This is a genomic window from Croceivirga sp. ABH4_376 (assembly GCF_056160685.1).
In genome coordinates this window covers 83,024-104,989 of sequence record NZ_JBSWXQ010000007.1, presented here as the reverse complement: position 1 = coordinate 104,989, position 21,966 = coordinate 83,024, and the positions used below count along the sequence as shown (strand labels likewise).

Here is a 21,966-nt window from a genome sequence, read left to right as displayed (position 1 = left end):
ATATGAAGACGCTAGATAAAATACCTACCGGAAAATTAGAAAGAGCCGGTAAATTGGTTAAAACAGGGGTTAAAATTGGTGGTAACTATGTAAAATACTATGGCAATAAAATAGTAAATCCAGAGAATGCCAAAGACACTTTGGACCAAGATAATGCCACGGATATTTATGATGGGTTAAAAGACCTAAAGGGAAGTGCGTTAAAGGTAGCTCAAATGCTGAGCATGGAGAAAAATCTATTGCCCAACGCCTATGTAGAAAAGTTTTCCCTATCCCAGTTTTCCGTGCCACCACTTTCTGCACCGTTGGTAAGGAAAACATTTAAAAAATATTTGAACAAGTATCCAGAAGAAGTGTTCGATACTTTTGAAAAAGATTCTATTAATGCCGCAAGCATTGGGCAGGTGCATAAAGCCACCAAAGATGGTAAATCTTTAGCGGTAAAAATACAATACCCAGGCGTTGCAGATAGCATAAGTAGTGATTTAGCACTAGTTAAGCCCATAGCCATACGCATGTTTAACTTGCAGGGTAAAGATTCTGATAAATATTTTAAGGAGGTAGAAAATAAGTTAATTGAAGAGACTAACTATAACCTTGAATTAAAGCAAAGTCAAGAAATAACCTTGGCTTGCAAAGACATTCCAAATTTGTTGTTTCCTAACTACTACCCGGACCTATCCAGTGAAAAAATTATTACTATGGATTGGATGCAGGGAACCCACTTGAGCGAATTTGCCAAAACTGAATTTAATCAAGAAGAAGGTAACAAACTAGGGCAGGCTTTATGGGATTTTTATATGTTTCAAATTCACGGTCTTAAAAAAGTACATGCCGATCCGCATCCAGGTAATTTTTTAGTAAGTGCGGACAATCAGTTAATAGCAATAGATTTTGGCTGCATTAAAATTATACCAGACGATTTTTACAATCCTTATTTCGAATTGGCCGCGGAGCAGAATATTTCTAATGATGAATTTTTTACGGCAAAGTTGTACGAATTGGAAATTTTAACTCAAATGGATTCTGCGGAAGAGTTGAAGTTTTTTACCGCGTTGTTTAAAGAAATGTTGACCATTTTTACCGCGCCTTTTAATAAGGAGACCTTTGATTTTGGGTCCGAAGTGTTCTGGAGTCAAATTGCGGATTTAAGCGAGCGGTACTCAAAAGACCCACAAATTCGTAAAATGAACGGCAACAGAGGTTCTAAACATTTTTTATATATGAATAGAACCTTCTTTGGATTGTATAATCTGTTGCACGATCTTAAAGCTAAAGTTGAGGTAAATAACTTTAGACAATATTTGGATTAGTCCGAAGGGACTAATCCTTTTTATTTTTTACGTATTTATCTAGCCATTGGTCTTGTTCCCAAAGCAGATGTAGAATACTCTCTTTTGCTCTGTAACCATGACTTTCTTTAGGGAACATAACTAAACGTACCGTGGCACCAAGCCCTTTAAGGGCGTTAAAATATCTTTCACTTTGCATCGGGTATGTACCAGAATTATTATCTGCCTTGCCATGTACCAGTAATAGTGGGGTTTTCATTTTTTCTGCATGCATAAACGGAGACATGGTATAGTATACTTCTGGGGCTTCCCAGTAATTTCTTTCCTCACTTTGAAATCCAAAAGGGGTTAAAGTTCTGTTGTAAGCGCCACTACGCGCTATACCCGCTGCAAAAAGGTTTGAATGTGATAATAAATTGGCTACCATAAATGCGCCATAACTATGACCGCCAACCGCAACTCTATTTCGGTCTATATAGCCCAATTTGTCTACCGCATCAATGGCTGCTTTTGCATTGGCTACCAATTGGCTCCTAAACGTATCGTTGGGTTGTTCGTCTGCTTCACCAATAATAGGGAAAGCGGCATCGTCTAAAACAACATATCCTTTGGTTACCCAATAAATAGGCGATCCCCAGTAAGGATAGGTGAACTCATTAGGGTTTTGGGTGTTTTGTGAGGCACTGTTTTTATCTTTAAACTCCCTAGGGTATGCCCATAAAATCATGGGCATTTTTTCTTTGGCATTTTTATCGTACCCAACGGGTAAATATAATGTTCCACTAAGTTGAAGTCCGTCTTCCCTTTTGTAGGTAATAACTTCTTTATGTACGTTTTGTAAACTTTTATAGGGGTTTTCAAAATCTGTAAGCTGTGTGGCTTTCTTTCGTTTTTGTAACTTTTTAAAATAGTAATTAGGGTACTCTTGTGGCGATTCTATCCTTACCAATAATTCGTCTTTTTCTACATTATAATCTAACAAACGTTCTTTCTTGCCTTCCAATTTAGAAGTGTATAAGCGTGTTTTCTTTTGAGTTTCTAAATTCATTTTATCTACAAAGGGAAACTGCCCTTCCTTGGTGTAGCCATCGCCTAACAAAAAACCATTTTTACCGGATAAAGCCAAAGTATAGGTGCCAAACGCTGATTTTTTAGTGGCAAAACTTCCGGGGTCGCTATATACATCTTGGTAGTTTCTATCTGCCAAAATTATAGCCTTTTGGTTGTTGTTAGAAGGGTTAAAAAGATAGGTTTTGGTGTTTCTGGTGTTCCACCAATAATCATAAGCTATGGCTGTATTGTCATTACCCCATAAGATATAACGAAACCTATTTATTGTTTTTAAGATACTTTTGCCTTCAGTGTTAAATGGTGCTTCAACTTGAAATACTTCGTCTCTATATTCAACCTCATTGGCAGGGTCGCCCCCGTCTAATGCTTTTGCATAAATAAGACTTGCCGGTTTATCGCTTCGCCATGAAAGACTACGCATCCCGGTTCTTGTAGCCATAAATCCTTGCGGCAAATCTTCAATTAATGGTACTTCCAAAACGGTGTTTACCAATTTGCCATCTTTATTATAAATGGTAGTTTTAGAAGGGAACCTGCTATAGGTAACCAAGTAGGAAAATGGTTTGTTTATGGAAACTACCATTACATATTCACCATTTGGCGAAAAGCTAATAGAACTATAAAGGTCTGCTGGTAGCCACTGCGTTTTTGTACCGTCCATATTAACTTTAAAAAGAGAAGCTCTTGCCAATTGCTCAAAATTGAACTCATCATTAGGGTTTTTCAATAAATCCTGATAAGTTCTGTTTTGTGCTTTCTTTCCGTCGTTAGAAGAAATGGTTGGGCCAGTTGGTACTGCATCCGCAGTATTTATCAAAGGTTTTCGGTCTTCAGGTAGCATTTTAACCAAAACAGCACTGCCATCCTTAAACCAGTTTATTACATCTCGCATATTGGCATTTACGGTCGCCGCTGTAAGTTGTTTCATTGTGGCTGTTGCTATATCTAACACCCAAACGGCAACGCCAACTTCTGTGGTATTGGTCATGGCTATTTTGGTTTGGTCTGGAGACCAGCTAAAATTGGCCAACCTTGCATTATTGGGTATGCCTTTAACAGTTGTGGTATTACCTTTATCTATACGTTTAAGTTCTACATTGTTGTAATAGTTGGTTCTACTACCAATGTTGGTCTTTGGGTTAATTCTTAGGCCTGCAAGCCTTAACTCTTGTTCAGATAACTCTGCAATACTTTTGTATTGGTTTCTGTAGAGTAAAAGCATGTTTTTGCCATCATCGGTAATTTGTACAGATGGGGCAAGGGGAGCATCTACCAAATCTAGAATTTCATTAGAAGGTTTTTGGTAGTTTAAATTCTCTTGAGCTGTGCTTAGCATACAGGAGCACAGAAAGAGAAACAATAGTAGATTTTTCATTTTAATTGTTTTTTAGTCGATTTTAATTTTACTACGGTTGAGTCTAAAAATACAATAATTAATAAGGTAGGTTTTGGATAACTTTTTGATTTAACAACAATTAAACATTTATGCCTTTTTTAATTTAACCTTGTTTGTGTTAAACAACTAATTCCATTTATTTGCACTTTTTTAGATTTGCACGGTTTATTTTTTATAATTTGAAATTTAAAAGGTGCAATCCTTGTTAATTGTTAAATTGAAAACATGTATAATTCAAAGATTATAGGCTTAGGCTATTATGTTCCGGACAATGTGGTAACCAATGATGATTTGTCCAAAATAATGGATACAAGTGATGAATGGATTCAGGAGCGTACAGGTATTAAAGAGCGCAGGCATGTAGAGCCAGGTAAGGATACAACCACCTCTATGGGGGTAAAGGCTGCTAAACAGGCTATAGAAAGGGCTGGTATAGATAAAGACGATATTGATTTTATTGTTTTTGCCACTTTAAGTCCGGATTATTATTTTCCTGGTCCAGGGGTTTTGGTACAACGAGATTTGGGGATTAAAACCGTAGGGGCTTTAGATGTAAGAAATCAATGTTCTGGGTTTGTGTACGCCATGTCCGTTGCGGATCAGTACATTAAAACAGGAATGTACAAGAATATATTGGTAATAGGGTCAGAATTACATAGTAGGGGCTTAGATATGACAACTCGCGGTCGTTCGGTTTCCGTAATTTTTGGAGATGGGGCTGGTGCCGCTGTTGTAAGTAGGGAAGAAGATACCACTAAAGGTCTTTTATCTAGTCATTTACATTCTGAAGGTCAGCATGCGGAAGAACTATCCTTGATTGCACCGGGTATGGGCAAACGTTGGGTAACGGATATTATTGAGGATGCCGATCAAGATGATACCTCCTATTTCCCGTACATGAACGGACAATTTGTATTTAAAAATGCGGTGGTACGTTTTAGCGAGGTAATTATGGAGGGGCTAAAAAAGAATAAGCTTACCCCAGAAGATATCGATATGTTAATTCCGCACCAGGCCAACTTAAGGATAGCGCAATTTATTCAAAAGAAGTTTGCATTAACAGATGATCAGGTATTTAATAATATCATGAGTTATGGTAATACCACTGCGGCAAGTATACCAATTGCCCTTACAGAGGCCTGGGAACAAGGAAAGGTAAAAGAAGGAGACCTAGTAGTTTTGGCTGCATTTGGTAGTGGATTTACTTGGGGTAGCTTGGTAATTCGCTGGTAAAAAATATACCCTAGCCTTTCTATTTAGAAAAGCTAGGGATTTAGACCTATCGGTTATAATTAACCAACCAAACCATTATATCCAATAGACCATTTAAGAATTTGTTATCTTCTATTTAAAAGACGACCAATAAATACCTTTGTTACACTTTAATTGAAATAATAATAAAGAAGAAGCCCCGATAAAAATCGGGGCTTTGATACATTGATAAGCTATACTAAACACTAACCATTAACTATAAAAAAATACAGTCTTACCAATGAGTCTGTGACTTATATTAAGACGTAAGAATACTTAATTCGTTACGACTAAATTTAAGATTTAACATATATTTATAAATATGCAAAGAACTTTAGTCTTTGGAGCCTCATTAAACCCTTCCCGTTATAGTAACGTGGCCATTAAACGCCTGCAAGAAAAAAACGTTCCAACCGTTGCGTTTGGCCTAAGAGGGGGAAATGTAGGAACTGTGCAAATAAACACCAATTTAAATGAATTACCAAAAATTGACGTTGTAACGTTATATATGAACCCTGAACGGCAAAAGCAATATTATCTGGACATCATTGCCTTGTTGCCCAAAAAAGTAATATTTAATCCAGGTACGGAAAACCCTGACTTTTATAAGTTGTTAAAAGCTAATGGAATAGGTGTTGAAATTGCATGTACTTTGGTTCTGTTGGCAACAAATTCCTACTAATCTTTTTTACGAATTAGATATAGCCCTAGAAAGGTAAGTAGTCCATTCAGTGGTAATAATTCATAACCTAAATTATAACCATTTAAATAGGATGCATCTATATTGGCCAAACTTGTAATTACCACCACGGCCAGGGTACAGACCAGCCAAACATATTGGTCTTTAATTTGATGGTTGGTAAATATACCAAAGGCAAACAAACCTAAAAGCGGACCATAAGTGTAACCGGCAACCGTTAATAGGCTATCTATTACATTGCTGTTTAGTACATATTTAAATAGAATAATAACAACAACCAATACGGCACTCATGTAGATATGGGTGCGTTTACGAATTTTCTTCTGTTTTACTTCTGGTTGTTTATCAATTTTCAAAAAATCTATGCAAAAAGAGGTGGTAAGTGAAGTTAATGCGCTATCCGCACTGCTATAAGCGGCCGCTATTAAACCAAGCATAAAAGTAATAGAAAGTGTAAGGCCTAAACCACTATTTAGTGCAATTTCTGGAAATAATAAATCTGTCTTTGGTTTGCCATCCATTAATGGAATGGTAATATTATTTTGTTTGGCATAAATAAAAAGTAGCGCTCCTAAAAGCATAAATAGAAAGGTAACCACAACTAAAACAATACTAAAGGATACCATGTTTTTTTGGGCATCTTTTAGTGTTTTGCAAGTAAGGTTTTTTTGCATCATGTCTTGGTCTAATCCTGTCATGCAAATGGTAATGAACATACCGCCAAAAAAGGACTTAAAGAAATGATTACGCGCTAAAAAGTCATCAAACTGAAAAATTGTATTATAGTTTTTAAGTTCTTCTGAAGCTAAAAAATCACTAAAACTCCATCCTATTTCCTTGTTAATAAAAACAATTGACAATACCACGGCCAAAATCATGAAGGTGGTTTGTAAAGTATCTGTCCAAACTATAGTTTTTATGCCACCTTTATTGGTATATACCCAAATTAAAACTATAGATAGAATAACGGTTAATTCAAAAGGTATATTAAAGGCATCAAAAACAAATTGTTGTAAAACAATAGCTACTAAGAACAATCTAAAAGCTGCCCCCAATACCCTAGAAACAAAAAAGAAAAACGCCCCGGTCTTATGTGCGTTGGGTCCAAATCTATTTAATAGATATTCATAAATAGAGGTGAGGTTATGGCGATAGTATAATGGTAAAAGCAAGTAGGCTACCACAAAATAACCTACAAAATAGCCTAACACCACTTGTAAATAGGTAAATTGAGAACCGTCTATCCAGCCAGGAACGGAAATAAAGGTTACGCCAGATAGCGAGGCGCCTACCATGCCAAAAGCTACTAGATACCAAGGAGACTGCCTGCCTGCTTTAAAAAAATCGGTATTACTATCGTTCTTTCCTGTAAAATAGGAGATTAGCATTAATACAAAAAAGTACGCTGCTATTAAAAGTAAAATTTGGATGGCAGTCATTAAAAAATCAATTTAAAATGCAAATTACAAAAACATTAAGCAGCGGATAAAATTGTAATTTTGCAAAATGGAATTTTCTTCTAAATTATTAGAAAATGCAGTATACGAGGTGTCTCAATTACCAGGTATAGGTAAAAGAACCGCCTTGCGTTTGGTATTGCATTTATTGAAACAACCAGAGCAACAAACCTACCATTTGGCCAATGCATTGGTAAAGCTAAAAGACGAAATTAATTTCTGTAAAAACTGTCATAATATTTCTGATACTGAGTTATGTGAAATTTGTGCTAATCCAAAACGGGACCGTAGTATTATATGCGTAGTAGAAGACGTTAGGGATGTTATGGCTATAGAGAATACTTCTCAGTTTCAAGGTCATTATCATGTCTTAGGCGGAAAAATATCACCCATGGAAGGTGTGGGGCCGCAAGATTTGACAATACCAGCTTTAGTTGCCAAAGTAAAAAAAGGTGAGGTTAAAGAATTGATTTTCGCTTTAAGTGCATCCATGGAAGGTGATACCACAAATTTTTATATCTATAAGCAGTTAGAAGGTATGCAGGTAACAACTTCTACCATAGCAAGAGGCATAGCTATTGGGGACGAACTTGAGTATGCCGATGAAGTAACGTTAGGAAGAAGTATTCTTCATCGCGTACCTTTTGAAAATTCTTTAAAATCAAATTAATACATAATAATTAATAAAATAGCTTTAAAAATGCTATTTTTGCAAAAATAAGACATAAAACCACATTCTAATTACAGATATGGCAAAATACGAACTTAAATTACCGCAAATGGGAGAAAGTGTGGCAGAAGCTACATTAACCTCTTGGCTTAAAGAAATAGGAGATACCATTGAAATGGACGAAGCTGTTTTTGAGGTGGCTACGGATAAAGTGGATTCTGAAGTGCCATGCGAACATGAGGGTAAGTTGGTAAAGAAGCTATTTGATGTTGATGATGTGGTTAAGGTTGGTGATGTTGTTGCCATTATAGAAACAGATGCCGATGTTATTGACGAACAAGCGGATAGTACAGAAGATGTTGTAGCGGAAGACGTTGTAGACACGGCAAAAGAGCTAGAGGAGCAAATGAGTTCGGTACAGGAAACAGTTGCTGATTCTTCTGAAGATTATTCTGAATCGGACAGGTTTTATTCACCTTTAGTTAAGAATATAGCTAAGGAAGAAGGCGTGAGTTTAGAAGAGTTAGATGCCATATCTGGAACAGGGAAAGAGGGTCGTGTTACTAAGAACGATATTCTTGAATATGTAGAGGCAAAGAAAAAACAACCTTCACAGCCCGTAATTACGTCAAAAACAACCGCCAAAGAAAAAGTGGTTACAGAGGAGGTTGCTACATCTACAAAATCGGCATCAACACAAACACCTGTAGCAATAAAAGATGGCGATGAGATCATACCGTTAAGCAGAATGGGAAAATTAATCGCAAAACACATGACGGATAGCGTTGCTACATCGGCCCATGTACAAAGTTTTATTGAGGTAGATGTTACCAATGTAGTAGCATGGCGTAATAAGGTTAAAGATGCTTTTCAGAAAAGGGAAGGAGAGAAATTAACCTTTACGCCGATATTTATGGAGGCGGTAGCCATGGCTATAAAAAAATATCCGCTTATCAACATTAGTGTAGATGGAGATGCGGTAGTTAAAAAGAAAAACATCAACCTAGGTATGGCAGCAGCCTTGCCAGATGGTAATCTTATAGTTCCGGTTATTAAAAATGCAGACCAGTTAAATTTGGTAGGTATGGCAAAAACCGTAAATGATTTGGCAAACCGCGCTAGGGCCAATCAACTTAAACCAGATGAGATAAAAGATGGTACCTATACGGTTACTAATATTGGTAGTTTTGGTAGTGTTTTTGGAACGCCAATTATCAATCAACCTCAGGTAGGGATCTTGGCCTTGGGGGCAATTAGAAAAATTCCTTCGGTGATTGAAACTCCAGAAGGCGATTTAATTGGTATACGTAGTAAAATGTACTTAAGTCATAGCTATGACCATAGAGTGGTAAATGGTGCTTTAGGGGGTATGTTTGTAAAAGCGGTTGCAGATTATTTAGAATCTTGGGACCTAAATAGGGAGATTTAATAGTCCCACAAATCCCATTATCTTTGTGGCATTAAACGCACTTTAGATGGAATTGAATTTGACCAAGCCCATTTGTTTCTTTGATTTGGAAACAACTGGCACAAACGTTGCCAAAGATCGTATTGTAGAAATATCCATATTAAAAGTATATCCAAACGGTAATAAGGAAAGCAAAACATGGCTGGTAAATCCTGAAATGGAAATTCCGGCAGAGGTGGTGGCCGTTCATGGTATTTCTAATGAAAAGGTAGCTAACGAGCCCACCTTTAAAATGCTTTCAAAGGATATATATGCCATGATTAGGGATAGTGATTTGGGTGGATTTAATTCGGATCGTTTTGATATTCCATTACTTGCAGAGGAAATGTTAAGGGCAGAAGTAGATTTTGATATGAAATATATGGTCAGTGTTGATGTACAGACCATATTTCATAAAATGGAAAAGCGAACACTAGGTGCGGCCTACAAGTTTTATTGTGATAAAAATTTAGAAGATGCACATTCTGCGGAAGCCGATACCATGGCTACCTATGAAGTGCTATTGGCACAGCTAGACCGTTATCCAGAATTGGAAAATAACGTTAAGAAATTATCTGAATTTACCACCCGAAAACAAGCCTTGGATTTTGCGGGCTTTATTGCAAAGGACAAAAAAGGAGAACCCATTTTTTCTTTTGGTAAGCATAAAGGAAAAAAGGTGGCAGAAGTGTTAGAGAAAGAACCAGGTTATTATGGTTGGATCATGAATGCCGACTTTCCCTTGTATACCAAAAAAGTTTTAACCAAGCTTAAATTAAGTGCTTTTAACAATAAGCTTGCTTAATAGATGCGGCTTTTTATTTTCTTTCTAATAGGTCTTTCTTGTACGGCACAAGAGATAGATTTTGAAGGTTCTGTAATAGATGTGGTCACAAAAGACCCAATACCCTATGTTAACATTAGTTTTCTAAATACGCTTGTAGGTACTTCTACAGATGAAAATGGGGGCTTTAGTATTACCATTCCAAGAGAACTGCTATCAAAGAAGGTGCATATATCCTCTCTGGGGTATCAAGATACCACGCTTTTAGGAAAAATGGTTTACCAGAACAAAAAGGTAGAGTTAACGGAGACCACCATGAAACTGGATGAAGTAATCTTGTCTGGTAATTTTGGTGATTCAAAAACATATAACCCAATAAGTAGTTATGCCATAAAAAGCGGTTTTGATGCTTCTTCTACACCTTGGATTCTAGCTTTGTATTTTCCTAATATTGGGGCGGCCAAAAAGTATTTAGAGTCCGTAACCGTTTTTTTTAGGGAGCGACAAGAATTTACTCGAGAACGCGCAAAATTTAGATTGCGGTTTTTTACCGTGGATCCCGTGACGAAAACTCCAAAAGAAGATTTGCTTCGTAAAAGCATCTTGTTAGAAGCTATAAAAGGTAAGGAATATACTACCATAAATATTTCAGATTTAAAGTTGAAAATGCCAACAGAAGGTGTTTTTGTTGGCTTGGAGTGGCTATTTATCCCTTATAACTGGTATAAAAAGGACGAGAAGGATAACCTAACGAATAAACCAAGAATAGAGGATCGTTTTGCGCCAACTTTTGGCGGGGTATACAGTAAAAACAGTAATTTTAAGTTGTATGTTTATGGTATGGGCGAATGGCGCCCTTTTAAAGTACAGTCAAAAGAAAATAATCAATTTTTAATTCCTGCGTTGAGTTTAAAAGTGAATCAAAAACTTAAAAAGTAAACATGAAACTAATTTGTATTGGTAGAAATTATACGGACCATATTGCAGAATTGAATAATGAGCGCCCAAAAGACCCGGTAATATTTATTAAACCTGATTCTGCTGTTCTACCAAAAGAACAAGATTTTTACATCCCAGAATTCTCTAATAACGTGCATTATGAAGTAGAGATTTTGGTAAAAATAAAAAAGGTAGGTAAGCATATTTCACCACAGTTTGCCCACAAATATTATGATGAGGTTGGTCTGGGTATAGATTTTACGGCTAGGGATTTGCAATCGCAATTAAAGGAAAAAGGATTGCCTTGGGAAAAAGCAAAAGGTTTTGATGGAGCTGCAGTAATTGGTAAATGGTTACCTAAAAAAGATTTTAACAATTTAAACGACCTTAAATTTTCATTACTCAAGAATGGAGATTTGGTGCAAGATGGCCACACGGCTTTGATGTTGTGGAAGATAGATGAGTTAATTGCTTATGTGTCTACTTTTTTCATGTTAAAGAAAGGGGATGTTCTTTTTACCGGTACACCTGCCGGTGTTGGAAAAGTGGCGCCTAATGATTATCTTGAAGGTTTTATTGAACAAGAAAAAATATTTGCAATCAACGTTAAATAGATGATATACAGTCTGGATAAGATTAATGAGATGGCGGATGGGGACAATGACTTCATCGTTTCTGTAGTAACGGTATTTTTAGAAGAAGTACCACAGGATTTGGCTGCGTTAGAAGCAGCAATTGAGCGTCAGGATTTTGAGCAAATTAGAAAAATGGCCCATAAGATAAAACCCAATGTAGATTTGTTGGGAATGGAGCCAACAAGAGCTAATGCATTGGATTTAGAAACACTGGGTAAAAACCAAGGTAGCATAGAGGAAATTAGAACTAAATTTCCACTACTTAAGCAAGATGTGGAGCAAGTGGTGGTAGAGCTAAAAACAGACTTTTCAATATAATCTGCCTTTAAAGCCTAGATTCCATGCAAGCAGAAATCATTACCATTGGTGATGAAATATTAATAGGTCAAATTGTAGACACCAATTCGGTTTACCTGAGTAAGGCACTCAATAAAATAGGCATATCTGTATATCAAATAACGTCCATACAAGATACTAAAGAACACATTCTAGAGGCTTTTGAAAATGCCAATAAACGTGCTCAGGTGGTGCTTGTTACTGGTGGTTTAGGGCCAACAAAGGACGATGTTACCAAACATGCTATTTGCGACTATTTTAAGGATACATTGGTTCAAGATAATCAGGTCTTAAAACACGTAGAAGCCTTATTTAAAAAATACATTTCCACACCTATAAGTGATATGAACCGGCAGCAAGCCATGGTGCCATCCAAGGCAAAAGTGCTCAAAAACACCTACGGTACGGCTCCTGGATTATGGTTAGAAAAGAATGGCTCCGTCTTTGTTTCCATGCCCGGTGTCCCTTTTGAAATGAAAGGAATTATGGAGGAGGAAGTACTGCCTAGATTGGTGCGTTCTTTTAAAAGGCCTTACATTGCCCATAGAACCATAAATACCTATGGTTTGGGAGAGAGTGCCATAGCAGAACGTATAGCTGAATGGGAAAACAAACTCCCTTCTGATATTAAACTGGCCTACTTACCTAGTTTGGGTAAAGTTAGGTTGCGTTTAAGCAGTGTTGGTAATGATGAGACTAAATTACATGCCAATCTTCAGAAACAAGTAGAGAAGCTCTATCGTTTAATTGGAGATATTATTCAAGGAGAAGAAGAGGATGGTGTAATTGAAGCTAAAATAGGAAGCCAGCTAAAAGCAAAAGGATTTACACTTTCTACGGCAGAGAGTTTTACAGGGGGTAGATTGGCCGAGTTGATTACAGCCATACCTGGAGCTTCTAATTATTTTAAAGGTAGTGTGGTTAGTTACGCTACTGAGACTAAAATTAAAGTATTGGGCGTAGCTGCTGAAGTAATAGAAAAACATTCCGTGGTCAGCGAGGCTGTCGCCATTGCCATGGCAAAGCAGGTAAAAGAGCTAATTGGGACAGATTTTAGTATTGCTACAACTGGAAATGCAGGACCCGCTAAAGGCGATTCTGATGAAGAGGTAGGTACCGTTTTTATAGCTATAGGTAGCCCAAATGGCGTTAGTGCCCATAAATTTAACTTTGGGAGCCCAAGGGAGAGAGTAGTGGAGAAGGCTGTAGGTAAGGCTTTTCAGCTTTTGCAAAAAGAAATTTTAAATTTCTGAGTTAGAATTTTGTACGTCTAAAAGAAATATCTAAATTTGCAGCCTCAATAAAATCAAGCAAAATTTAAGGAGATGTCCAAAATTTGTGAAGTTACAGGAAAAAAGGTGATGTTTGGAAACAACGTGTCCTTCTCTATCAATAAAACGAAAAGAAGATTTGACGCTAATATTTTCAAAAAGAAATTCTACATCCCTGAAGAAGATAAATGGGTAACATTGAACGTTTCTTCAAAAGGTATCAAGATTATTAACAAGAAAGGTATCTCCGCTGTTATTAAAGACATGAGAGCCAACGGAATTGTTAAGTAAAAAACGGGTAAGAGATGGCAAAGAAAGGAAATAGAATTCAGGTTATATTGGAGTGCACGGAGCATAAAACTTCTGGGCAGCCAGGTACCTCTAGGTACATTACTACCAAGAATAAGAAAAACACGCCAGACAGGTTAGAGATTAAAAAATTTAATCCTATCCTTAAGCGTATGACTGTACACAAAGAAATTAAATAATTTAGGCCATGGCTAAGAAGACGGTAGCATCACTACAAAGTAGTTCAAAAAGATTAACAAAAGCTATTAAAATGGTAAAGTCTCCTAAAACAGGAGCTTACACTTTTGTTGAGTCTGTAATGGCACCAGAATTGGTGAACGACTGGTTAAACAGTAAATAGGACACAAACTTCTATATATAGTACCGCCTACGTATTTTACGTAGGCGGTTTTTTTATGCGTAATAGGTAAAGTTTACCAAACCATTTACGGTATGCTAAGTAAAAACATAATTTTATGGGCTTACTTTCCTATATTTGAGCATCTTTTGAAACATCTATGAGTTTATTTAAAAATATCTTTTCTAAAGACAAGAAAGAGACCTTGGATAAAGGTCTTGAAAAAAGTAAGAGTAGCTTTTTAGGAAAACTGTCTAAGGCCGTAGCGGGTAAATCTAAGGTAGATGACGAAGTTTTAGATAACCTAGAAGAGGTTTTGGTAACCTCGGATGTTGGCGTAAATACTACGTTAAAAATTATAGAGCGCATAGAAGCGCGCGTTGCAAAAGATAAGTACCTTGGTACAGAAGAACTCAATAAAATTTTAAGGGAAGAAATTGCTGGTCTTTTATCAGAGACCAATAGTGGTGAGGCTAAAGATTTTGGTATACCTACAATTAAAAAACCACATGTAATTATGGTGGTTGGTGTAAACGGTGTAGGTAAAACAACAACCATTGGTAAATTGGCCTATCAATTTAAAAAGCAAGGTAAAAAAGTGGTGTTAGGTGCAGCCGATACCTTTAGGGCAGCCGCTATAGATCAATTAGAGGTTTGGGCAGAACGTGTGGATGTGCCTATTATTAAGCAAAAAATGGGTAGTGACCCGGCTTCTGTTGCTTTTGATACATTAAATTCTGCTGTAGCAGAAAACGCAGATGTGGTTCTGGTAGATACCGCTGGTCGTTTGCATAATAAAATAAACTTGATGAATGAGCTATCCAAAGTTAAGCGTGTTATGCAAAAAGTTGTACCAGACGCACCACATGACGTATTATTGGTATTGGACGGTTCTACAGGGCAAAATGCATTTGAACAAGCAAAACAATTTACTAAGGCTACGGAAGTTAGCAGCTTGGCGGTTACCAAATTGGACGGTACCGCAAAGGGAGGTGTAGTAATAGGTATTTCTGACCAATTTAAAATTCCTGTTAAGTACATTGGTGTAGGAGAGGGGATAGAAGATTTACAGGTTTTTAATAAGTATGAGTTTGTAGACTCTTTCTTTAAAATATAGCTGGTTAGGTATGTGTTATGATGTTAAAGCGCAATTAAAAACCCAGTTAAAGCGCGCTAAACGTCATGGCGATGATAAGGCATTATTAGAAATTGAAGAAAAACTTGCACCGTTAACAGATTTGCCACTGTACCATGCTTCTGGGTTTCAACATCCAAAAATGTTAATTTATCCGTCCCAAACACCCAGCATGCCTATTGTAGCTACCTGGGGTTTGGTTCCACAATGGGTTACAAATTTAGCGCAACAAACAAGTATTTGGAATAAAACAATAAACGCAAGAGCCGAGACCTTATTGGAAAAAGCTTCGTTTAGAGAACCTACGTTGAGTAATCGTTGCTTAGTTTATGTAGACGGTTTTTACGAACACCATCACTTAAATAAGCAAGCTTATCCTTTTTACATCAGTTTAAAAAGTGAACAACCCATGTGTTTTGCGGGTATTTTTGATGTTTGGTTGCATCCAGAATCTAGAAAGAAATGGGTAACATTTGCAATAGTAACCACCAAGGGAAATAATTTGTTGCAACGTATTCACAACAACCCAAGGCTAAACGGCCCTAGAATGCCCTTAATTTTAAATGAAAGTGAAGCTAATGATTGGTTACAAATTGAAGATGAGCATGTTATATCCGAAAAAATAGCCCGCCTTTTAAAACCAAAACCAGAAGAAGAATTTGTTTACCGTTCCGTAGCTAAATTAAGAGGTGCGGCATACGCCGGAAATATACCTTCCATTTCAGACGCGGTTGAATATCCAGAGCTGGCACTTGCATTCTTATAAAATTCAATTTCTGTCCCTTAATTAGGAATGCCTTATCTTGGTATAGACTAATTTAATTAACCGAACGTAATGAAATATGCTACAAGTTGCAGTGTGGTACTGGCTGCATTTTTTTTCTCCTTTTTACTGTCCTGTAACCAAAATAAGTCAACTAACAATTCGGCGAAAGTTACGCTATGGCAACCTTATGATGATTCAATCGAAGTTGCAGCTAATGCAGCGCACGAGAATCCACGAATGCGCTATAAATTGATTCAATCTAAAGTATTGGATAAGAATGATGTTTTTAATCCGCTATACGAAGAAGTGAACAACCTATCTGCCGCTAAGTATGAAGCTTTGAAGCCAATGATTTTGGAACAAGACATTCCAAGTATACAAGCTTCCATAAAAGAAGGGAAATTCTCTTATGAAGAATTGGTACTATTTTATTTGTATCGCATCTACAAATTTGAACTGGATAATAGTACTACCCTAAATACGGTCATTGCACTTAATAAAGAGGTTTTGGAGCAGGCTAGAAATCTAAAACCAAATGCAGATGGGGAACACCCTATATATGGAATGCCAATTTTATTAAAAGATAACATTGGTTTTACAGGTTTGCCTACTACGGCTGGTGCAATAGCTTTAAAAGAAAATTATGCGGAAGATGCTTTTATTGTTAAGCAATTAAAGGAAAAAGGCGCCCTTATTTTAGGTAAGGTAAACCTTAGCGAGTGGGCTTATTTTTTCTGCGATGGTTGCCCTGTTGGGTATAGTGCAATTGGTGGGCAAACCCTGAATCCATATGGTAGAAGAATTTTTGAAACAGGTGGTTCAAGTGCTGGTAGTGGAACCGCTGTTGCTGCTGGTTATGCCATTGCTGCAGTGGGTACGGAAACATCTGGTTCTATATTGTCTCCAAGTAGTCAAAACTCAGTGGTAGGTTTAAAACCTACAATAGGGGTGCTAAGCCGAACGGGAATAGTGCCTATTTCTAGTACCTTGGATACCCCTGGACCTATGACGCGAAACGTTACTGATAATAGTATTTTATTATCGGCGATGATGGGTTATGACACCAAAGATTCAAAAGCAAAACAACATGTATTCTCTGGTAAGCAATTATTAGAAACAGAAGTTACTTCATTACAAAACTTGAGAATTGGGGCAATAGCTGCATTAATTGATCAAGATAGTATTTATGCGGAACGCATAGCACAATTAAAGGCAGCCGGCGCTAAAATTATACAGATTACACCACCAGAAGTTCAACTTAATGGTTTTTTAAGTATTCTAAATTTAGATATGAAAAACGACCTGCCGGCCTATATTAAGGCTGAAGTGCGTTCAAAAGATGCCGTAACTATTAAAAACGTAGAAGATGTAGTGGCATTTAATCGTAAAGATTCTGCGGTAAGAATGCCATATGGACAGGCCCGTTTAGAAGGTATTTTAGTAGATAGTACAACTATTGAGGATTTAGAAGAAATTAAATTGAACTTGCAAGAAGAAGCCAGGCGTTACTTTGATACATCTTTGGATGGGCAAGAATTAGATGCCATCCTGTCTATCAATAATTATCATGCAGGTTATGCTGCTGTGGCAAAATATCCAGCGTTAACCTTGCCAATGGGGTATAAAAACTCTGGGGAGCCAATTGGCTTAACTTTAATAGGGCAACCTTTAGCTGAGCCCCAATTACTAATTATAGCAAAAAGTTTGGAAGATTTTATGCAGGCCAGATTACTACCGAAAGCGTACAGGGATTAATCTAAATCCATATAGTTAGAAAGTAGTTGCCACAAATCCGTATCAAAGGTCGAAAGTGCGAAATTTTCGGCATTTGCTGCTTCTCCAAGACGTATTACTACTAGATTTTCACTGGGTACAACATAAATTTTTTGGTCGTTTTTTCCTAAAGCGGCAATAAGATCGTTTGGGGCAGTAGTAATAAGTGATCCATTAAATACCTCTTGGCTAGATGGTAACATAGAAGTGCTTTTACCATTTAACCACCACAAATAGCCATAGGCTGGATTTAGGTTTTGAGAGCTTGTGGTCATGGCTTCGAAAAAAGTAGGGTCTTCAAGTATAGAATCTTCTGCCCATGTACCTTTATTTAAGATTAAAAGACCAAAACGAGCCATACTTCTAGCCGTACTAAAATATACGTTATTGGTTGCATCTGTATTTAGCCAAAAACCGTCCATTCCTATTTTGGTTTTTAGTTCCGTATTAAAGAAAGAAGTATAATTGGTTGCAACTGCGTTTGCCACAACATCTTGTAGCAGGGTGTAAGGACCATTATGATAGGCCCATCTTGTTCCTGCGTCTGCAATATAGGTTAGGCAGTCTGGGGTAACACAAGTAAATTCATCTTCATCCATACCAGAGGTCATGGTAAGTTGATGGTCAATAGTAATTTTATCTTCTTGTTCCTTGGTTAAAGAAGTCCATCCTGTGCCTAGGTAATCACTGCTTTTATCAGCCAAAGCTAAATAGCCTTTTGCTTGGGCTATGCCAACGGTAAAGGCGGTTAGTGTTTTACCTGCAGAGGCCCAGTACCAAGAATCGTCTGCTTTAAAATTATTAAAATACCATTCGTTTACAATTTTACCATTTTTAAGAATTATAAAGGCTTTGGTGTTTTGTTGTTCTAAATAAGTTTGTAATTCCGTGCCTGCGTTGGTGTCCCAATTTAATTCCGTTTCACTAACGGTTTCCCAATCTTCACTTGTGATAGATGGAAAATAAAGCTCGGTTGCTGTTGTAGTTTCATCCGGATTGTTTTCGGAAACGGTATCCATTCCATCTGTGGAGCAAGAAATTAAGGTCACCAAACTCAGAAGTACTAACAAATGCTTTATCATGAATTATTTTTTTATTAGACAGCGGTTATCTGCTATGGTTTAACGAGTAATTCAAAGAATTATGGTGCAAAAACCCTCAATTGTAAGCTTCTGTTGTATTTTTGCCCTCCATTTAAAGAAATTATGCGTACAAAGTCTCTTAAAAAGAACAAGATTAATGTAGTTACCTTAGGTTGTAGTAAAAATGTCTATGACTCTGAGGTTTTAATGGGGCAATTAAAGGCCAACAATAAAGAGGTGGTTCATGAAGAAGAAGGTAATGTAGTTGTGATCAATACTTGCGGATTTATTGGTAGTGCCAAGGAAGAGAGCGTAAATACTATATTGGAATATGTTCAAAAGAAGGAAGAGGGTGCTGTAGATAAGGTGTTTGTAACCGGTTGTTTAAGTGAGCGGTACAAGCCAGACTTGGAAAAAGAAATACCAGATGTAGACCAATATTTTGGAACAAGTGATTTACCTGTTCTTTTAAAAGCTTTGGGTGCAGATTATAAGCATGAATTAATTGGAGAACGCTTAACCACCACACCTAAAAATTATGCCTATTTAAAAATAGCGGAAGGTTGTGATAGGCCATGTTCATTTTGTGCAATACCCTTAATGCGTGGTAAGCATAAAAGTACACCAATTGAAGATTTGGTGGAAGAAGCTGAAAAGCTTGCCGCTAAAGGGGTAAAAGAACTGATATTGATAGCCCAAGATCTTACCTACTATGGCTTAGACCTATACAAAAAACGAAATCTAGCGGAGCTATTAGAAGCATTGGTAAAGGTAGAAGGAATAGAATGGATTCGGTTACATTATGCTTTTCCTACTGGCTTTCCTATGGATGTTTTACAAGTAATGAAACGCGAGCCAAAAGTTTGCAATTATATAGATATACCGCTGCAACATATTGCAGACCCAATTTTGAAAAGTATGCGCAGGGGTACCACCAAGGCAAAGACCACAAAATTGTTGCAAGATTTTAGGAATGCTGTGCCAGATATGACCATACGTACTACTTTAATTGTAGGCTACCCGGGAGAAACACAAGAAGATTTTGAAATTTTGAGAGATTGGGTAAAGGAAATGCGTTTTGAAAGATTGGGTTGTTTTACTTACAGTCATGAAGAAAATACACATGCATACTCTTTGGAAGATGATGTGCCGGAGGCTATTAAACAAGAGCGAGCCAATGAAATAATGGAAATACAATCTCAGATTTCTTGGGAACTTAATCAAGAAAAAGTAGGTAAGACTTTTAGATGTATCATTGATCGTAAAGAAGGTAATTTCTTTGTGGGTAGAACTGAATTTGATTCCCCAGACGTGGATAACGAGGTGTTAATAGATGCTAGAGACCATTATGTAAAAATTGGAGACTATACGCAAATTACCATTACCGAAGCTGCGGATTTTGACCTTTATGGGAAACCTTGTACGATTTAATTGGGTCATAATTAAATAAGAATTGATAAAAAGCACCGGCCAAAAGGGCTCCTAAAATTGGTGCAACCCAAAATAACCACAATTGCGGTAAAGCCCAATTTCCTTCTGCAAATAAAGCTTGGCTTAAGCTTCTGGCAGGGTTTACTGAGGTATTTGTTATAGGCATGCTAACCAAATGAATTAAAGTAAGGCCTAGCCCAATGGCTATACCACTAAATGCCTTATGTGCTTTTTCATATGTGGCACCTAGTATTATAAATAGGAAAATAAAGGTCATGACCAACTCTGTAATAAAGGCAGAAATTATGGAATAACCTTCTGGTGAGTTTTCTTCGTATCCGTTGGCGGCAAAAGTCCCTATTTGGTATCCAACCTTGCCCAGCACAACTAGGTATATAAGCGCAGCTCCGGTTATAGCCCCAAAGACTTGGGCCAATATGTAGGTTGGTACGTGTTTAGGATTAAATTTTCCTGCAGCCGCTAACCCTAAAGTAACCGCTGGGTTTAAATGGCAACCAGATAAATGGCCAATGCTGTAGAACATGGTTATAAGGCTTAAACCAAATGCTATAGCAATACCTATTTTGCCAATACCCATATCTGGATTAGAAGCGGCAAATATTGCGGTTCCACAACCACCAACAATTAACCAAAAAGTTCCTATAAATTCTGCAACTAGCTTTTTCATGCTTCTTAAATATCTATCTTTTATATTCTTAGAAACACTTGTAAGAAATTGGTCACATTTATTTTCTGTTGTTTAGTTCTAACTCATAAATTTCCCTACCCAATTGTGCTAGAAAAGGTATGCCTACGGTTTCGTATTCGTAGGTATCGTCATTAAATATTGCATTGCTATTAACCAAGATGGTCGCGTTCAAAATAAATTCTATATTGTTTTTTAAGTCCACTATGTAGGCGCAGTCTGTTAAGGTGCCATAGGCATACCCAACCTTGTTGTGTATTTTAATGGTTTCTGGTATAGGTTCTTTTGAATCGCCAAATAGAAAAAACTTTACATAACTATCGTAATAAATACTCCTATCATAACCTTGTTGAAATGGAAATAGCCTCATGGCATCAATTAAAAAATCTCGTTGCCGGTCTGTTAGCTGTAATTGTTGTTCTGGGCTATAAGCGTTAGGAAAAAAAACTCTTTTAATCAGTTCATTTTGAGAGGCTATTGGAAAATGATTTTTCAATGAAAAATCAAAAGACTCTGCAAAAAGCTCGTTTTCAACCATATAACCTTTACCCTTTTTTATTCCTTTCAATTCTAGCGCCTTTGGCCTATTGCTTATTAAAGGTTTAGTAATATGTAATAGACTGTCCGATGTCAAAACTATTAAAGGTTTGGTAGTTGGATTATCTGCATCTGTTGTAGCTAATCTGTGAGAAATCCTAAAGGGCTGTATTCCTCTATCCTTTATCTGTTTATTAATTGCATCAAAGCCTACAAATTCTATTAATCTGTTATTAGCAGCGTTATCGCTTATTGCAAACAATTGATTTATGGCTGTTCTAAAGGATGTTATGGTGGTATCTCCCTCAATAAAAAAAGTTGAATCCAGATTTAGGGTGTCAATCTGGTTTAATTTTTCAAGAGCTGTTACTGCTACTGGAAATTTAATGGTACTAGCGGGATAGAAGTAAAAGGTACTATCTACGTTAAAATCAAAATCTTTGAAAGAAATAGAATCTTTTTCACGATTAATTCTGGTATATCTAATCTGAATTTCATGGGCATCTATATGTTCTACCACTTTTTTTATTGCCGCATGCTCGCTTTTAAGCGCTATGTCCAAGAAATTTTCTTCTGGGGTTTTCTGTTTGCAACCAAAACAGACTATAAGACCTAAAACCCATATAAGGATGCTACGCATA

Annotated in this window: 22 protein-coding genes; 17 read left to right on the top strand and 5 right to left on the bottom strand. The window is 36.9% G+C overall.

Translation table 11 applies throughout. The features are described 5' to 3' along the window. Nucleotides 1-2 precede the first annotated feature (2 nt). Nucleotides 3-1,313: an ABC1 kinase family protein gene (locus ACXAGS_RS13875; protein ID WP_474907591.1), complete on the top strand. Its 1,311-nt coding sequence runs from the start codon at nt 3-5 to the stop codon at nt 1,311-1,313. Nucleotides 1,314-1,323: 10 nt separating this feature from the next. Here ACXAGS_RS13875 and ACXAGS_RS13870 read toward each other — a convergent pair whose 3' ends face one another. Next, nucleotides 1,324-3,738 carry a S9 family peptidase gene (locus ACXAGS_RS13870; RefSeq protein ID WP_474907589.1) on the bottom strand — a complete coding sequence of 805 codons (2,415 nt, stop codon included), beginning with the start codon at nt 3,736-3,738 and terminating at the stop codon, nt 1,324-1,326. A gap of 246 nt (nt 3,739-3,984) precedes the next feature. Here ACXAGS_RS13870 and ACXAGS_RS13865 point away from each other — a divergent pair, with 246 nt between their 5' ends. Together ACXAGS_RS13865 and ACXAGS_RS13860 are read left to right on the top strand one after the other, a co-directional pair. After that, a complete protein-coding gene (locus tag ACXAGS_RS13865) occupies nt 3,985-4,992 on the top strand; it encodes a 3-oxoacyl-ACP synthase III family protein (RefSeq protein WP_474907587.1) in 1,008 nt (335 codons plus the stop codon). A gap of 340 nt (nt 4,993-5,332) precedes the next feature. Then, a complete protein-coding gene (locus ACXAGS_RS13860) occupies nt 5,333-5,692 on the top strand; it encodes a CoA-binding protein (protein ID WP_474907585.1) in 360 nt (119 codons plus the stop codon). Here ACXAGS_RS13860 and ACXAGS_RS13855 read toward each other — a convergent pair. After that, a complete protein-coding gene (locus ACXAGS_RS13855) occupies nt 5,689-7,149 on the bottom strand; it encodes a sodium:solute symporter (RefSeq protein ID WP_474907584.1) in 1,461 nt (486 codons plus the stop codon). The two genes, ACXAGS_RS13860 and ACXAGS_RS13855, sit on opposite strands and share 4 nt — an antisense overlap. 67 nt (nt 7,150-7,216) lie before the next feature. On the opposite strand from ACXAGS_RS13855, the gene recR reads away from it, so the two are divergent. The 13 genes from recR (at nt 7,217) to ACXAGS_RS13790 (ending at nt 17,551) form a co-directional block, all read left to right on the top strand. Further along, a complete protein-coding gene (gene recR, locus ACXAGS_RS13850) occupies nt 7,217-7,837 on the top strand; it encodes a recombination mediator RecR (protein ID WP_474907583.1) in 621 nt (206 codons plus the stop codon). Nucleotides 7,838-7,916: 79 nt separating this feature from the next. Further along, a complete protein-coding gene (locus tag ACXAGS_RS13845; protein WP_474907582.1) occupies nt 7,917-9,266 on the top strand; it encodes a dihydrolipoamide acetyltransferase family protein in 1,350 nt (449 codons plus the stop codon). Nucleotides 9,267-9,312: 46 nt separating this feature from the next. Further along, a complete protein-coding gene (locus tag ACXAGS_RS13840) occupies nt 9,313-10,089 on the top strand; it encodes an exonuclease domain-containing protein (protein ID WP_474907580.1) in 777 nt (258 codons plus the stop codon). A gap of 3 nt (nt 10,090-10,092) precedes the next feature. Continuing rightward, nucleotides 10,093-11,007 (top strand): carboxypeptidase-like regulatory domain-containing protein, encoded by a 915-nt coding sequence (locus tag ACXAGS_RS13835; protein ID WP_474907579.1) that lies wholly within the window; start codon nt 10,093-10,095, stop codon nt 11,005-11,007. 2 nt (nt 11,008-11,009) lie between these two features. Continuing rightward, nucleotides 11,010-11,621, top strand: a complete 612-nt coding sequence (locus ACXAGS_RS13830) for a fumarylacetoacetate hydrolase family protein (RefSeq protein WP_474907578.1) — start codon at nt 11,010-11,012, stop codon at nt 11,619-11,621. Then, on the top strand, nt 11,622-11,960 hold the full coding sequence (locus ACXAGS_RS13825) for an Hpt domain-containing protein (RefSeq protein ID WP_474907577.1): 339 nt from the start codon (nt 11,622-11,624) through the stop codon (nt 11,958-11,960). A 23-nt stretch (nt 11,961-11,983) separates the two neighbouring features. After that, nucleotides 11,984-13,231, top strand: a complete 1,248-nt coding sequence (locus tag ACXAGS_RS13820) for a competence/damage-inducible protein A (protein ID WP_474907575.1) — start codon at nt 11,984-11,986, stop codon at nt 13,229-13,231. Between the two features lie 72 nt (nt 13,232-13,303). Further along, the gene (gene rpmB / locus ACXAGS_RS13815; protein WP_010519933.1) at nt 13,304-13,540 is read left to right on the top strand and encodes a 50S ribosomal protein L28; all 237 of its coding nucleotides are present in this window, start codon (nt 13,304-13,306) and stop codon (nt 13,538-13,540) included. Nucleotides 13,541-13,554: 14 nt separating this feature from the next. Further along, entirely contained in the window at nt 13,555-13,737 is a 183-nt protein-coding gene (gene rpmG / locus ACXAGS_RS13810) for a 50S ribosomal protein L33 (RefSeq protein ID WP_010519934.1), read from the top strand. 8 nt (nt 13,738-13,745) lie between these two features. Further along, nucleotides 13,746-13,898, top strand: coding sequence for a DUF4295 domain-containing protein (locus ACXAGS_RS13805; RefSeq protein ID WP_010519935.1), 153 nt, complete (start codon nt 13,746-13,748; stop codon nt 13,896-13,898). Nucleotides 13,899-14,055: 157 nt separating this feature from the next. Continuing rightward, on the top strand, nt 14,056-15,012 hold the full coding sequence (ftsY, locus tag ACXAGS_RS13800) for a signal recognition particle-docking protein FtsY (protein ID WP_474907573.1): 957 nt from the start codon (nt 14,056-14,058) through the stop codon (nt 15,010-15,012). 10 nt (nt 15,013-15,022) lie between these two features. Continuing rightward, on the top strand, nt 15,023-15,796 hold the full coding sequence (locus ACXAGS_RS13795; RefSeq protein WP_474907571.1) for an SOS response-associated peptidase: 774 nt from the start codon (nt 15,023-15,025) through the stop codon (nt 15,794-15,796). A 69-nt stretch (nt 15,797-15,865) separates the two neighbouring features. After that, complete coding sequence (locus tag ACXAGS_RS13790; RefSeq protein WP_474907569.1) at nt 15,866-17,551, top strand: amidase family protein; 1,686 nt, start codon at nt 15,866-15,868, stop codon at nt 17,549-17,551. On the opposite strand, the gene ACXAGS_RS13785 is transcribed toward ACXAGS_RS13790, so the two are convergent. Further along, nucleotides 17,548-18,651: a serine hydrolase domain-containing protein gene (locus ACXAGS_RS13785; RefSeq protein ID WP_474907567.1), complete on the bottom strand. Its 1,104-nt coding sequence runs from the start codon at nt 18,649-18,651 to the stop codon at nt 17,548-17,550. The two genes, ACXAGS_RS13790 and ACXAGS_RS13785, sit on opposite strands and share 4 nt — an antisense overlap. Nucleotides 18,652-18,774: 123 nt before the next feature. Here ACXAGS_RS13785 and rimO point away from each other — a divergent pair, with 123 nt between their 5' ends. Continuing rightward, the gene (rimO, locus tag ACXAGS_RS13780) at nt 18,775-20,082 is read left to right on the top strand and encodes a 30S ribosomal protein S12 methylthiotransferase RimO (protein ID WP_474907566.1); all 1,308 of its coding nucleotides are present in this window, start codon (nt 18,775-18,777) and stop codon (nt 20,080-20,082) included. Here rimO and aqpZ read toward each other — a convergent pair. After that, nucleotides 20,033-20,770 carry an aquaporin Z gene (gene aqpZ, locus ACXAGS_RS13775; protein ID WP_474907564.1) on the bottom strand — a complete coding sequence of 246 codons (738 nt, stop codon included), beginning with the start codon at nt 20,768-20,770 and terminating at the stop codon, nt 20,033-20,035. The genes rimO and aqpZ overlap by 50 nt on opposite strands. Before the next feature lie 58 nt (nt 20,771-20,828). Then, nucleotides 20,829-21,965 (bottom strand): serine hydrolase, encoded by a 1,137-nt coding sequence (locus ACXAGS_RS13770; RefSeq protein ID WP_474907563.1) that lies wholly within the window; start codon nt 21,963-21,965, stop codon nt 20,829-20,831. Nucleotide 21,966 lies beyond the last annotated feature (1 nt).

Bases quoted from the DNA above. Each gene is read 5' to 3' on its own strand.
- rimO (WP_474907566.1), top strand. From the start codon at position 18,775: ATGCGTACAAAGTCTCTTAAAAAGAACAAGATTAATGTAGTTACCTTA.
- ACXAGS_RS13865 (WP_474907587.1), top strand. From the start codon at position 3,985: ATGTATAATTCAAAGATTATAGGCTTAGGCTATTATGTTCCGGACAAT.
- ACXAGS_RS13790 (WP_474907569.1), top strand. From the start codon at position 15,866: ATGAAATATGCTACAAGTTGCAGTGTGGTACTGGCTGCATTTTTTTTC.
- ACXAGS_RS13860 (WP_474907585.1), top strand. From the start codon at position 5,333: ATGCAAAGAACTTTAGTCTTTGGAGCCTCATTAAACCCTTCCCGTTAT.
- ACXAGS_RS13770 (WP_474907563.1), bottom strand. From the start codon at position 21,965: ATGCGTAGCATCCTTATATGGGTTTTAGGTCTTATAGTCTGTTTTGGT.
- ACXAGS_RS13845 (WP_474907582.1), top strand. From the start codon at position 7,917: ATGGCAAAATACGAACTTAAATTACCGCAAATGGGAGAAAGTGTGGCA.
- ACXAGS_RS13855 (WP_474907584.1), bottom strand. From the start codon at position 7,149: ATGACTGCCATCCAAATTTTACTTTTAATAGCAGCGTACTTTTTTGTA.
- ACXAGS_RS13805 (WP_010519935.1), top strand. From the start codon at position 13,746: ATGGCTAAGAAGACGGTAGCATCACTACAAAGTAGTTCAAAAAGATTA.
- ACXAGS_RS13875 (WP_474907591.1), top strand. From the start codon at position 3: ATGAAGACGCTAGATAAAATACCTACCGGAAAATTAGAAAGAGCCGGT.
- ACXAGS_RS13830 (WP_474907578.1), top strand. From the start codon at position 11,010: ATGAAACTAATTTGTATTGGTAGAAATTATACGGACCATATTGCAGAA.
- aqpZ (WP_474907564.1), bottom strand. From the start codon at position 20,770: ATGAAAAAGCTAGTTGCAGAATTTATAGGAACTTTTTGGTTAATTGTT.
- ACXAGS_RS13870 (WP_474907589.1), bottom strand. From the start codon at position 3,738: ATGAAAAATCTACTATTGTTTCTCTTTCTGTGCTCCTGTATGCTAAGC.
- ACXAGS_RS13820 (WP_474907575.1), top strand. From the start codon at position 11,984: ATGCAAGCAGAAATCATTACCATTGGTGATGAAATATTAATAGGTCAA.
- rpmG (WP_010519934.1), top strand. From the start codon at position 13,555: ATGGCAAAGAAAGGAAATAGAATTCAGGTTATATTGGAGTGCACGGAG.
- rpmB (WP_010519933.1), top strand. From the start codon at position 13,304: ATGTCCAAAATTTGTGAAGTTACAGGAAAAAAGGTGATGTTTGGAAAC.
- ACXAGS_RS13795 (WP_474907571.1), top strand. From the start codon at position 15,023: ATGTGTTATGATGTTAAAGCGCAATTAAAAACCCAGTTAAAGCGCGCT.
- ACXAGS_RS13825 (WP_474907577.1), top strand. From the start codon at position 11,622: ATGATATACAGTCTGGATAAGATTAATGAGATGGCGGATGGGGACAAT.
- ACXAGS_RS13785 (WP_474907567.1), bottom strand. From the start codon at position 18,651: ATGATAAAGCATTTGTTAGTACTTCTGAGTTTGGTGACCTTAATTTCT.
- ftsY (WP_474907573.1), top strand. From the start codon at position 14,056: ATGAGTTTATTTAAAAATATCTTTTCTAAAGACAAGAAAGAGACCTTG.
- ACXAGS_RS13835 (WP_474907579.1), top strand. From the start codon at position 10,093: ATGCGGCTTTTTATTTTCTTTCTAATAGGTCTTTCTTGTACGGCACAA.
- recR (WP_474907583.1), top strand. From the start codon at position 7,217: ATGGAATTTTCTTCTAAATTATTAGAAAATGCAGTATACGAGGTGTCT.
- ACXAGS_RS13840 (WP_474907580.1), top strand. From the start codon at position 9,313: ATGGAATTGAATTTGACCAAGCCCATTTGTTTCTTTGATTTGGAAACA.